At 63.8% G+C, this 12,596-nt stretch carries 12 protein-coding genes; 5 read left to right on the top strand and 7 right to left on the bottom strand.

The features are described 5' to 3' along the window. Positions 1–101 precede the first annotated feature (101 nt). A complete protein-coding gene (locus tag E4O92_RS15745) occupies positions 102–605 on the bottom strand; it encodes a YqaA family protein (RefSeq protein WP_135190684.1) in 504 nt (167 codons plus the stop codon). 188 nt (positions 606–793) lie between these two features. On the opposite strand from E4O92_RS15745, the gene ilvA reads away from it, so the two are divergent. From ilvA to rapZ, 5 genes are all read left to right on the top strand, one after another. Next, positions 794–2,329: a threonine ammonia-lyase, biosynthetic gene (gene ilvA, locus E4O92_RS15740; RefSeq protein WP_135190683.1), complete on the top strand. Its 1,536-nt coding sequence runs from the start codon at positions 794–796 to the stop codon at positions 2,327–2,329. A 66-nt stretch (positions 2,330–2,395) separates the two neighbouring features. Further along, positions 2,396–3,235, top strand: coding sequence for an NADPH-dependent 7-cyano-7-deazaguanine reductase QueF (gene queF / locus E4O92_RS15735; RefSeq protein WP_135190682.1), 840 nt, complete (start codon positions 2,396–2,398; stop codon positions 3,233–3,235). Between the two features lie 338 nt (positions 3,236–3,573). Next, positions 3,574–4,056: a PTS sugar transporter subunit IIA gene (locus tag E4O92_RS15730; protein ID WP_135190681.1), complete on the top strand. Its 483-nt coding sequence runs from the start codon at positions 3,574–3,576 to the stop codon at positions 4,054–4,056. 45 nt (positions 4,057–4,101) lie between these two features. After that, a complete protein-coding gene (hprK, locus tag E4O92_RS15725) occupies positions 4,102–5,037 on the top strand; it encodes an HPr(Ser) kinase/phosphatase (RefSeq protein ID WP_135190680.1) in 936 nt (311 codons plus the stop codon). 274 nt (positions 5,038–5,311) lie between these two features. Next, positions 5,312–6,175: an RNase adapter RapZ gene (gene rapZ, locus E4O92_RS15720; RefSeq protein ID WP_135190679.1), complete on the top strand. Its 864-nt coding sequence runs from the start codon at positions 5,312–5,314 to the stop codon at positions 6,173–6,175. Between the two features lie 133 nt (positions 6,176–6,308). Here the strand turns inward: rapZ and E4O92_RS15715 are convergent, their stop codons facing one another. The 6 genes from E4O92_RS15715 to lptA form a co-directional block, all read right to left on the bottom strand. Beyond that, complete coding sequence (locus E4O92_RS15715; RefSeq protein WP_135190678.1) at positions 6,309–7,391, bottom strand: enoyl-CoA hydratase/isomerase family protein; 1,083 nt, start codon at positions 7,389–7,391, stop codon at positions 6,309–6,311. Positions 7,392–7,511: 120 nt separating this feature from the next. Further along, entirely contained in the window at positions 7,512–8,969 is a 1,458-nt protein-coding gene (locus E4O92_RS15710; RefSeq protein ID WP_229483409.1) for a hypothetical protein, read from the bottom strand. A 383-nt stretch (positions 8,970–9,352) separates the two neighbouring features. Further along, on the bottom strand, positions 9,353–9,706 hold the full coding sequence (gene hpf / locus E4O92_RS15705; RefSeq protein ID WP_135190677.1) for a ribosome hibernation-promoting factor, HPF/YfiA family: 354 nt from the start codon (positions 9,704–9,706) through the stop codon (positions 9,353–9,355). A gap of 60 nt (positions 9,707–9,766) precedes the next feature. Continuing rightward, complete coding sequence (locus E4O92_RS15700) at positions 9,767–11,236, bottom strand: RNA polymerase factor sigma-54 (RefSeq protein WP_135190676.1); 1,470 nt, start codon at positions 11,234–11,236, stop codon at positions 9,767–9,769. Positions 11,237–11,239: 3 nt separating this feature from the next. After that, positions 11,240–12,004, bottom strand: a complete 765-nt coding sequence (gene lptB, locus E4O92_RS15695) for an LPS export ABC transporter ATP-binding protein (protein WP_135190729.1) — start codon at positions 12,002–12,004, stop codon at positions 11,240–11,242. Positions 12,005–12,009: 5 nt separating this feature from the next. Next, the gene (gene lptA / locus E4O92_RS15690) at positions 12,010–12,579 is read right to left on the bottom strand and encodes a lipopolysaccharide transport periplasmic protein LptA (RefSeq protein ID WP_135190675.1); all 570 of its coding nucleotides are present in this window, start codon (positions 12,577–12,579) and stop codon (positions 12,010–12,012) included. Positions 12,580–12,596: the final 17 nt, after the last annotated feature.

Raw genomic sequence — 12,596 nt, 5'->3', positions numbered from 1 at the left:
CCCCGTTCAAATTTTATTCACGCGAAGTAACATTGGCAGAATAAAAATACGGGGCACAGCAAGGACTGCCGAAGGCCATAGGGTTGGAAAGTTCCTGCAAATCAACCAAAAACTTGATTGAGCAGTTGGCCAAGGTGCTCCCACAACCCGTCTGGGATGAACAGCAGGAACACGGTCATCACGATGTAGCGCGCGAATTTGCCGATCGCCATGTAGATCACGCTCGGCCAGAACGGCAGGTGCAGCCAGCCCGCCAACGAGCACAGCGGGTCGCCGATCACCGGCAGCCATGCCAGCAGCATGGTCTTGGAACCGTAGCGCGCCAGCCAGCCGAACCAGCGGCTTTGGCGCTCCTTGGCAAACGCCACCTTGGCGCGGTAGCCGATCCAGTAGTTGAGCGCGCCGCCCAGCGTGTTGCCCACGGTGGCAACCAGGATCACCGGCCAGAACATCGCCTGGTTGGCTTTGATGACGGCAAACACGGCCGGCTCGGAACCGAGCGGCAACAAGGTGGCGGAAATGAAGCTGATGATGAAAACGGAGGTCAAACCGACTGTCGGCACCGCAAGGACATTCAGCAGCCAGAGAACAGCGTTTTCAATCATCGGCACAAGCAGCGGGGGTGGGAAGCGTCCATTATAATGAGGAAAAACCCTCGTAACGACACGATACGACGAGTCTGCCACCCAGCATCGTATCGCACTGCACGCCTCGGTCACCCGCCAAGAAGGACAGTCTCGCGTCGCTCCGGAATTCCAGGACACTGACCTCAAGAATACCTCGCCTCACGAATATGACTACCGATTACCTCAAGAAAATCCTGACCGCGCGCGTCTACGACGTCGCCCAAGAAACCCCGCTGGAACTGGCGCCGACGCTGTCGCAGCGTATCGACAACCACATCTACTTCAAGCGCGAGGACATGCAGAGCGTGTTCTCGTTCAAGCTGCGCGGCGCCTACAACAAGATGGCCAACCTGGCGCCCGAGGAATTGAAGCGCGGCGTGATCTGCGCCTCGGCCGGCAACCACGCGCAGGGCGTGGCGCTGTCGGCAGCGCGCCTGGGCTGCCGCGCGCTGATCGTGATGCCGACCACCACGCCGCAGGTCAAGATCGACGCGGTCAAGGCGCGCGGCGGCGCCAGCGTCGAAGTGGTGCTGCATGGCGAGTCGTACAGCGACGCGGCCCAGCACGCGCTGGCGTTGGAACGCGAACAGCGCCTGACCTTCGTGCACCCGTTCGACGACCCGTACGTGATCGCCGGCCAGGGCACGATCGGCATGGAGATCCTGCGCCAGCATTCTGGGCCGATCCACGCCGTGTTTGTCGCCATCGGCGGCGGCGGCCTGATCGCCGGGGTGGGCGCCTACATCAAGGCGGTGCGGCCAAGCATCAAGGTGATCGGCGTGCAGACCGTCGATTCGGACGCGATGGCCAAGAGCCTGAAGGCGGGCCAGCGCGTGGCGCTGCCGGACGTGGGCCTGTTCTCCGACGGCACCGCCGTCAAGCTGGTGGGCGAGGAGACCTTCCGCCTGGCCAAAGAGGTGGTCGACGACATCATCCTGGTCGACACGGACGCCATCTGCGCGGCGATCCAGGACGTGTTCCAGGACACGCGCAGCATCCTCGAGCCGGCCGGCGCGCTGGCGATCGCGGGCGCCAAGGCCTACGTCGAGCGTTCGCAGATGACGCGCCACCCGGTGCAGGGCCAGACCCTGGTGGCGATCGCCTGCGGTGCGAACATGAACTTCGACCGCCTGCGCTTCGTGGCCGAGCGGGCCGAAGTGGGCGAAGACCGCGAAGGCGTGTACGCCGTGACGATCCCCGAGCAGCGTGGCAGCTTCAAGCGCTTCTGCTCGCTGGTCGGCCAGCGCAACGTGACCGAATTTAACTACCGCGTCAGCGATGCGCGCGAAGCCCACGTGTTCGTCGGCGTGCAGGTCGGCAGCCGCGAGGAATCGGCGCGCCTGTTGCGCACGTTCGAAGACAACGATTTCCGCGCCCTCGACCTGACCCATGACGAGCTGGCCAAGCTGCACATCCGCCACTTGGTGGGCGGCAAAAGCGCGCTCGCGCATGATGAGTTACTCTATCGTTTCGAGTTCCCCGAACGGCCGGGCGCGCTGATGCGCTTCCTGGACAGCATGGCGCCGAACTGGAACATTTCGCTGTTCCACTATCGCAACCAGGGCGGCGACGTGGGCCGCATCCTGGTCGGCATCCAGGTGCCGCGCGAGGAAATGGACGAATTCCGCCGCTTCCTCGCCACGCTCGGCTACCGGCACTGGGACGAAAGCTCCAACCCCGTGTACAAACTATTTTTGGGGTGATTCATGCTTCAATCCGCGTGGCGCCACAAGCCCCACGCGGACCATTGATTCGCCCGCCTATTCACCATGACCTCCAATACCCCAGACCAATCCCCCCTCGGCAAGAGCTCCGCGTATCAGACCCAGTACGCGCCCGAACTGCTGTTCCCGATTCCGCGCCAACAAAAGCGCGACGAGATCGGCCTGCCCGCAGGCAAGACCCTGCCGTTCTTCGGCGTTGACATCTGGAATGCCTACGAGATTTCGTGGCTGAACATGCGCGGCAAGCCGCAGGTGGCGATCGCGACCTTCACGGTGCCGGCCGACTCGCCCAACATCGTCGAATCCAAGTCCTTCAAGCTGTACCTGAACTCGTTCAACCAGACGCGCCTGGCGGGTCCCGACGCCCTGCTCACCCTGCTGCGCGACGACTTATCAAACGCGTTCGGGAAGGCGGTGCACGTCAAGCTGGCGACGCCCGAGGACTTCGGCAGCGTGAAGATGGGCGAACTGGAAGGCCTGCTGCTCGACCGCCTCGACATCGAGGTCGACAGCTACTCGCCCTCCCCCGCGCTTCTAACCGCCAAACACGACGAGGCGGCGGTCGAGGAAACTTTTGTCTCGCACCTGCTCAAGTCGAACTGCCTGGTCACCGGACAGCCGGACTGGGCCACCGTGCAAATCCACTACGCCGGCCCGCAGATCGACCAGGAAGGCCTGCTCAAATACCTGATCGGCTTTCGCGAACACAACGAATTTCACGAGCAGTGCGTCGAACGCATCTTCATGGATATCCTGCACCAATGCAGGCCGAGCCAGCTGGCCGTGTACGCACGCTACACCCGCCGCGGCGGGCTCGACATCAACCCATGGCGCGCCAATTTCACCACCGGAAAGCCGCTGAACTTGCGCGCCGCCCGCCAGTAAGACCGGCCCTGTACCTTTTGGGCGACACCTGCGATGCGTTCGCACGCCGGTCAGCGCAAACGCAAGGCGGTCGCCCGCGCCTGCTCAAAAATGATGCATGAGCGAGCGAAAAGTGGGCGAAACGCGACTGGTGCCGCCGTTTAGCAAGGTGAATTCTGGTTTTCGCAATGGAAATTGCCGGTAATCTACGTCGGGAACCGGACCCCGGCCGGCGGGGTCTTCAGGGCAGCGCGGACAATGAGGCAAACCGATGCGAATTCGAATTACACAGCCTCAAAACAGGCCTATAATTCTGCCTCGCAAGGGCCTCCTTGTGCACTGCACAATTGAAGTGTGTTATGACAAACCTAAGCAAAATTCTATCGCTCGAAAACGTGCAGCTCGACATTGAAGTGTCGAGCAAGAAGCGCGCATTCGAGCAGGCCGGCCTGCTGTTCGAAAACAACTGCGGCATCGCGCGCTCGACCGTTTCGGACAACCTGTTCGCGCGCGAACGCCTCGGTTCGACCGGCCTGGGCCACGGGGTCGCCGTGCCGCACGGACGGATCAAGGGCAGCAAGAGCCTGAAGTCGCCGCTGGCCGCCTTCGTGCGCCTGCGCGACCCGATCCCGTTCGAGTCGCCCGACGGCCAGCCGGTCAAGCTGCTGTTCTTCCTCCTGATCCCGGATCACGTCACCCAGCAGCACCTGGAGATCCTGTCCGAAATCGCGGAACTGTTTTCCGACGAAGCGGTGCGCAACGCCCTGCTCACCGACCCGGACCCGCGCTCGGTCCACGAACGCATCATCAATTGGCAACCCAGCCTGCAAGCCTTGGGTTAAACTTTCCGCGGCGGCACGCCGCCGCGGTAACTTTACAAGGACGCCATGCTGCAAACTCCGCTGACCATCCAACGGCTGTACGACGACAATCGCGATAGTCTGCAACTGGGCTGGTTTGCCGGCTTTCCCGGCGGCGAACGCCTGATCTCGGGCGACGCGGTCTCCGCCGCCGACCAGGTCGGCCACCTGAACCTGATCCACCCCGGCCGCATCCAGGTGTTCGGGCACCAGGAACTGAATTACTACCAGCGCCTCAAGTCCGGCTCGCGCAGTCACGTGATCGGCGAACTGATCGCGGGCGGCCCGCCGGCGCTGATCATCGCCCAGGGGCTGGAAACGCCGCCGGACATCCTGGCCATCTGCGACGAGCAGAACATCCCGCTGTTCTCCACCCCGCTACCGGCCGCGCAGGTGATCGACTTCCTGCGCGTGTACCTGTCCAAGAAGCTGGCGCAGCGCGTGATCATGCACGGCGTGTTCATGGACGTGCTCGGCGTGGGCGTGCTGATCACGGGCGACTCCGGCCTTGGCAAGAGCGAGCTGGGGCTGGAACTGATCTCGCGCTCGCACGGGCTGGTGGCGGACGACGCCGTCGAATTCTCGCGCATCGCGCCCAACATGATCGAAGGCCGCTGCCCGCCGCTGCTGCAGAACCTGCTGGAAGTGCGCGGGCTGGGCCTGCTGGACATCAAGGCCATTTTTGGCGAGACCGCGGTCAGGCGCAAGATGCGGCTCAAGCTCATCGTCCACCTGGTCCGCCGCGGCGCGCTGGAGGAAGAAGTGGAGCGGCTGCCGTTCCACTTCCCGACCGAAGACGTGCTGGGCCTGCCAATCCGCAAGGTCGTGATCCCGGTCGCGGCCGGCCGCAACATCGCGGTGCTGCTCGAAGCCGCCGTGCGCAACACCATCCTGCAACTGCGCGGCATCGACACGCTGCAGGAGTTCATGGAGCGGCAGCGCCAGGCCATGAGCGGCGATTAGATCGTAGGGGGCGCGGGGCCGCCGAGCACCTGTGCGCACGCGGTACGTTCGAACCTCGTTTGCTCCTGCACGCGCCCGTACCGCGTGTGTACAGTACGTGCGTATGCAAGAGCCAACAGCACGCGAACGTACAGCGTGCGCACAGGTGCGCACCCTACGCCATTTCAACTGCCAACATCGATGACGAAGCCGCAGGCGCGCCACTCGCCTTAACCAATTACCAACAATGGTGCCGAAGCGACAAAAACGCTAACCGTTGGGGTATCATCCGTACATGCACATCGTACTTATCACCGGTATCTCGGGCTCGGGCAAGTCGGTTGCCCTGAACGTCCTCGAAGACGCGGGTTACTACTGCGTCGACAACCTGCCGCCGGCGCTGTTGCCTTCACTGGTCGGCACCGTCAACGCCGAAGGTACGGCCAAGCTGGCCGTCGCGGTGGATGCGCGCAGCTCCGAATCGCTGGCCGGGCTGCCGGCCGACGTGCGCAAACTCAAGAACGATGGGCACGACGTCACGGTGATGTTCCTGACCGCGAACACGCATTCGCTGGTCGCGCGCTTTTCCGAGACGCGCCGCAGCCATCCGCTGTCGCACGAACTGCGCCCGGGCGAGAATCCGGCCGCGCGCCGTACCCTGATCGAATGCATCGCCGAGGAGCGCGAACGGCTGTCGGCGATCGAACAGCTGGGGCACGTGATCGACACCTCGGAGCTGTCCGCCAGCAAGCTGCGCACCTGGATCAGGGAGCTGGCGCAGATCGATCACGCGCCGCTGACCCTGTTCTTCGAATCGTTCGCGTTCAAGCTGGGCGTGCCGCTCGATGCCGACTTCGTGTTCGACGTGCGCGCCATTCCCAACCCCTACTACGACCTGGAGCTGCGCCCGCTGACGGGCAAGGACGCGCCGGTGATCGCCTTCCTCGACGCGCAGCCGAGCGCGCGCGAGATGCTGGAGGATATCCGCAAGTTCGTCGAGAAGTGGCTGCCCTCGTTCAAGACGGACAACCGCAGCTACCTGACCGTGGCGCTGGGCTGCACCGGCGGTCAGCATCGCTCGGTGTACATGGCGGAGCGGCTGGCGGCCTACTTTGCGCCGACCGAGCGGGTGGTGTTGCGGCACCGCGAGCAGTCGTAGCCCGTAGCCGTAGCATATCGTAGGGTGCGCACGCGGTCTGAGCGTGCTGGCTCGCGGCTGTTGCTTCACTACGCTACGTCCACGAACCGCGTGGGCACAGGTGCCCACCCTACGCCTCCTGCAAATTGTACGACTACAAATCGCGCAGCGGATGCGCGTGATCCGGCCACACCGGCTCGAAGAAGTGCGCCACCATCTCCGGCGTCACTTGCGAGAGCTCGGGCGGATTCCACTTCGGCGCATTGTCCTTGTCGATAACCAGCGCACGCACGCCTTCGAGCACTTCGCCATGTTCGAACGTGCGCCGCACCAGCGAGCGCTCCATGCGCAGGCAATCGGCCACGTCCAGCTTCGCTCCACGCTCGAGCATCTCGCACGTCACGCACATCAACAACGGCGAGCGCTGGCGCATCGCGGCCAGCGCCTTCTGCGCGAACGGATCGTCATCCTGTGCCAGCGACTCCATGATCGCCGTCACAGAATGCGATGCGAAGTGGCGGTCGATGAGCGCGCGCTGCGCCTGCAGTTGGCTCACGCCGACATCAGCCGCAAAGCGCGCCGCGAACTCGCGAATCGCATCAGGCAGTTGCCGCCCCGGCGTCGTCGCGACCAGCTCCATCAACGCTGCATTCTCCCCGCCCGGCACGTACAGATCCGCCAGCCCCACATACAGCGCATCGGCCGCGCCGATGGTCAAGCCCGTCAAGCCCAGGTAATACCCGAGCCGCCCCGGCGCGCGCGAAAGAAAGTGGCTGCCGCCCACGTCCGGGAACAGCCCGATGTTCACCTCGGGCATGGCCATTTTCGTGCGCTCTGTGACGATGCGCAGGCCGCAGCCTGGCCCGCCTTGCGCGATGCCCATGCCGCCGCCCATCACCACGCCGTCCATCAAGGCGATGTAAGGCTTGGGATAGTAGTGGACCAGGTGGTTAAGCGCGTATTCCTCGGTGAAGAAATCCTCCAGCAGCGCGCTGCCGCCAAGCGGGGTCGCGCGCCCCGCCTCGTAGAAGAAGCGGATGTCGCCACCCGCGCACAGCGCCTTTTCGCTGGTGCTGGTGATGACCACCGCGTCCACCGCCGGGTCGGTGCGCCACGCGAGCAGTACTTCGGTGAGTTTTCTGACCATCTCTAGCGACAGCGAGTTCAGGGCTTTGGGACGGTCGAGGGTGATCACTCCGGTGCCGTTGGCAACGCGGGTCAGGACGGTTTCACTCATGGCATCATTGCGTAGTTGACTACACCCGCAATTCTACCGCCCCACGGTCAATTCGTCCGAGCCTGCGCATGCCCGACGCTGGCGGACCATCCCCGCGTTCGGGCACTTGCTACGCGCAGCTTATCGGTCGTCGCCGTCACGCCCCGCCGAGGCCGCGACCGGCGGCCGCACGTCGACCGCGCTGCCGGTCTGCACCCAGGCCCGCTGGCTGGGTGCGAAGCGCGGCGCGAGGAAGCCGTCATTGATCTCGCGGGTCACGGCAAACCGCCTGAACGAGGTGGCCGGCAGGTACAGGCGGGTGTTGTCGGGGAACCCGTCGCTGGCCGTGTCCGGGTCGCCCTCGACCGCCGAGATCACGCCGTCGCCGTTCGTATCCACGCGCTTGACCTCGGCCGCGTAGGCGTCGAACAGCCGCTGCGGGAACGGCACGCCGGGTTCGAACGAGGCCAGGCGCATGTAGGTGTCCAGGAAGATCTCATGCGCCAGCCCGCTCGGGATGAAGCGTTGCCGGTACTCCCGCTGGTTGTCGACGTCCGCATCGAACTTGTCGGGGTCACGCGGCCCCGATGCCCCCAACGGCGCGGCGTTGTTCGGGTTGTCGCCGTAGTTGATCGGGTTGTTCTTCACGCCCGACGGGCCGGAACCGGGAATCAGCGACGACAGGGCGCCGATCTTGCCCGCCTCATAGGTGCCGGGAATGCCGCCCGTGAACGGCAACTCGTAGAGCGGATGGATCCAGTTTGTGGTGTAGTTGAATTCCCAGTAGCCGTGGCAGTCGGACTGCTGCATGCAGTTCATCGCGCCCATGGAGAGCTGGATCGGCACCACGTTGGTCTGGCGGTCCGGGAAGTGGTCGTTGTTGCTGGGGAAATGCGGCGCGTTGCCGTCCATCGTAAAGATCGCGCCCGGCACGTTGTTGTGCGTGCCCATGGCCTTGAGCGCCGCGGCGTCGGCCGCGGTGATGGTGCCGAACTGGGGCCGCCCTCCCTGATGCGGTTGCGCCACATTGGGCACGTGCATGTCGTGGATCATCCAGCCCTCGTACCAGCCGCTTTCGTTGTTGATCACGAATAGGTAAGACAGATCGGTGAACACGTCGATGAATGCGCGGATATTGTTCGGATCGGTCGGCAGGCCGGGCTTGGGCTCGAGCGCCAGCCGCGCGGAGCCAATCGTCGGCAGGAAGCAGTTGGCGCCGGTTGCGGTGAGCATCGCCTTGTCGTTGATGCCGGGGAACCTTGCCGTGAACGGGTTGGGTTCGAAACCCTCGGTGGACAGCAGAAAGTACTGGAACAGCATGCTTGGCTTGTCGGCCTCGGCAAAGATCTGGAGCGGCAGATAGGAGTGCGGCCGGTCCGCCATCCGTACCAAAGTATTCTTCAACGGGCCCGGCACGTTTTTGACGTCGCCGCGGTTGGCCACTGCGGCGCGATCGGCAGCTGCGTTGGGATTGGGATGGCAAGGCGGAGGCGGCTGTTCCGCGAATGCCTGGGTGGACAACAGTCCGATGAACGCACCTGCCAGCAGGCGAACGAGACACTTCGGTTCCGTGATGCGGATTTGAGTTTTGCGTGTCATGAGTCTTCATCCTTAGAAAGTTGCCCCAATCGGGGAAAGATGTACCGCCCGCACAGGGGCCGGCACGCATGCCCGTTACCGGGATGGCTTCGCAAATCTCAGCAGTCTGGAGGTTTAGATGAGGTATCTCTGCCGCCGATCCCTTGGACCAGGCGAGTTCCCGCCAAAAGACCCGGGCAACTTGGTCTGGCTCGAACCCGGGGCACGAATTCGAGGCCGCAGGGCATCGTTCAGGCGCGAAGGCTGCAGGCTTATCGGAATCGGATAGGGGCAGCTTGCGTGAGCACACCTGTGCTACGCGCAAGAATGCGCCCAAGCTGGGCGCAAAAGCAAAAAGGGCGCTGACGCGCCCTTGCTTGATGGTTTATACCCTCAGGGTGTTTTTATGCGGTAGCTTCAGCTCCGCCTTCAGACATACGCTTGTGTGCCTGGTGATTATGATCCTGTAGCATGGTTTTGTACTTGACGACCTGGCGATCCAACCGGTCCATCAGCGTGTCGATTGCCGCATAAAGGTCTTGGGCGACGCTTTCGACGTGGAGAATCTTGCCCGATAGCTGGAGGTTGATCTCGGCTTTCTGCCTTTTTTCTTTTTCGGCGAGATTGTCGACGGCAACGATGACGTGAGTCGCGATTACTTGGTCAAAATGGCGGGTAATGCGCTCAAGTTTGCTTTGTACGTAATTACGAATGGAGGGAGTCACTTCGACATGATGTCCGCTGATTGTGAGATTCATACACACTCCTCTGAAGATGCGCGCCATTGCGTAGCGCCGATGCGCAGGCGAACAGCGCAATTACAAGGATTTGCGGAGGCTGACCGGGGGTATCTTGAGCGCTTCGCGGTACTTCGCGACCGTGCGGCGCGCAATGACCATTCCTTGTTCCCCGAGCATTTCCGCGATCTTGCTATCGGATAAAGGGTTCTTAGGGTCTTCTGCTCCTGTCAGTTGCGCTATGAGAGCCCGTATTGCCGTCGAGGAGGCTTCTCCCCCCGCTTCGGTGGCTACGTGGCTGCCGAAGAAATACTTCAACTCAAACATGCCGTGCGGGGTCAGCATGTATTTTTGAGTTGTGACCCGAGAGATTGTGCTCTCGTGTAGTCCTAGTGTATCAGCAATCTCGCGCAATACAAGGGGCCGCATGGCAACTGCCCCATGTGAAAAGAAATTGCGCTGGCGATCGACGATGGCTTGCGCGACGCGCAGGATGGTATCGAAGCGCTGCCGCATGTTCTTCACCAGCCACTTGGCTTCCTGCAGCTGTGCGCTCAACTGGCTCTCGCTTCTGCCCTGTTTGAGCAGCGCCGCATACAGGCTGTTCACGCGCAGGCGCGGCATCACCTCCTGGTTCAGCGCCACGCTCCAGCCGTTCTTCGCGCGGCGCACGATCACGTCCGGCACCACGTAATCCGACTGGCCCGGCGCAAACGCCGCGCCCGGATGCGGATGGCATTGGCGGATCACGGCCTGGGCTTCGCGCAGGTCTTCGTCGTCGCAGTCGAGCGCCTTTTTCAGCTTGGTGAACTCGCGCTGCGCGAACCAGGCCAGGTAGCCCTCGACGATCTTCAAGGCCATGCGGCGCGTCACCAGCGGCACGTGCGGCAATCGCCGGATCTGCAGCGCCAGGCACTCGCCCGCGCTGCGCGCGCCCACGCCCACCGGGTCCAGGCTTTGCACCAGCGCCAGCGCGGTGCGCAGTTCGTCCAGCTCGACCTCGAGTTCGGCCGGCAGGCGCGCGTGGATGTCGTCCAGCGGCTCTTCGAGGTAGCCGTTGTCGTCCAGCGCATCGACGATCAGTTCGGCCAGCGCGCGGTCGCGCACCGAAAGGCTGGTCACGCGCACCTGCTCCATCAGGTGTTCGCGCAGCGTGATGCCGCCCGCTTCCAGCTGCGGACGGCCGTCCTCGTCTTCAAGCCGCGGCGCGCCAAGCTCGCCCCAGTCGGCATCGCTCTCGCCCCCCGGCGCGTCGTCGGCCATGCCGCCGCCACTGTCCTCGGTCTCCCCAGCGCCCTGCCCCTCTTCGGCACCCGGCTGGGCCGACGCCTCGGCTTGGCCCTGCCCGCTGCTGATCGCGCCGTCCGCCAGCAGGCGCACCGAACGATCGAGCGGATCGTCAAGGCGTTCGAGCAGCGGATTGTCGGACAGGATCTGTTCGAGCTCCTGGTGCAGCTCGAGCGTGGACAACTGCAACAGGCGGATCGACTGCTGCAGTTGCGGGGTGAGGGCAAGATGCTGTGACGTCCGTAGTTGCAGTGACTGTTTCATGCTCTACATCCGGAAGTGTTCGCCCAGGTAGACGCGCCGCACCGATTCGTTCGCGATGATGTCGTCTGGCCGTCCGGACGCCAGCACCGCGCCCTGGTTGATGATGTAGGCGCGGTCGCAGATGCCCAGCGTTTCGCGCACGTTGTGGTCGGTGATCAGCACCCCGATGCCGCGCTCCTTCAGGAAGCGCACGATGCGCTGGATCTCGATCACCGCGATCGGGTCGACGCCGGCAAACGGTTCGTCCAGCAGCACGAAGCGCGGGTTGGTCGCCAGCGCACGCGCGATCTCGACCCGGCGCCGTTCGCCGCCGGACAGCGACAGCGCCGGACTTTCGCGCAGCTTCTCGATCTGCAGCTCCGACAGCAGCGCATCCAGGCGCTGGCCGATCTGTTCCTTCGACAGCGCCTTGCCGTCGACCTTCTGCAGTTCGAGCACGGCGCGGATGTTCTCCTCGACCGTCAGCTTGCGGAACACCGACGCTTCCTGCGGCAGGTAAGACAGGCCCAGCACCGCGCGGCGGTGGATCGGCAGGCTCGAGATGTCGACCCCGTTGATGTCGATCGAGCCGGCGTCCGACGGCACCAGGCCGACGATCATGTAGAACGAGGTGGTCTTGCCGGCCCCGTTCGGGCCGAGCAGGCCGACCACCTCGCCGCTGTCCACCTGCAGCGACACGTCGCGCACCACCAGCCGCTTGCCGTAGCTCTTTTGCAGTCCGCGCACGATCAGCGTGCTGCTGACCGTACTGATCTCCTCGACGCGCATTTCCATCACTGCTTCCCCGCCGCGGGTGCAGGCGCAGGCGCCGCGGCCGGCTGGCGGCGCGGCTGGAAGATCACCGTGGTGCGGCCGGCGCCCTGCTTCGTTTCGCCGCTCGCGTCGTTGCGCAGCGCCGCCACTTCCTTGCGGTTGTCGTAGGAGATGAACTCGCCGTTCATCTCGTTGGTCAGGCGGCCATTCTCGAGCTGCTTGACCACGGCGTTATTGAACAGCTTGACGATCTCGGTGCGCTCGTCGTACTCGATGCGCTGGGCATGGCCCTCCACCCACAGGTCGGCGCCGCCGTCGCGCTTCTGGCGGAAGGTCGCGAACTTGCCGGGGTCCGAGGTCAGGGTCACGGTCATGTAACCTTCCGGCGATTGGGAGACCACCGCCTTGTCGGACTTGATCAGCAGCGTGCCGCGCGTGATCACCACATCGCCGCTCGCGATGGTGTTGTTGGTCACAGTGTCAGCGTCGACCTTGACGGCTGTCACCGAGGCCTGCTTGAGCGAATCGGCCCGTTCGGCATGGGCCGCCAGCGCGATCAGGGAAAGCATGGCGGCGATAATTTTTTTCATGTTTGCTCGTCCTAAAG

The sequence above is a fragment of the Massilia horti genome, from assembly GCF_004614195.1.
Lineage (GTDB): Bacteria > Pseudomonadota > Gammaproteobacteria > Burkholderiales > Burkholderiaceae_D > Telluria > Telluria horti.
This window is presented reverse-complemented; position numbering and strand designations above follow the sequence as displayed.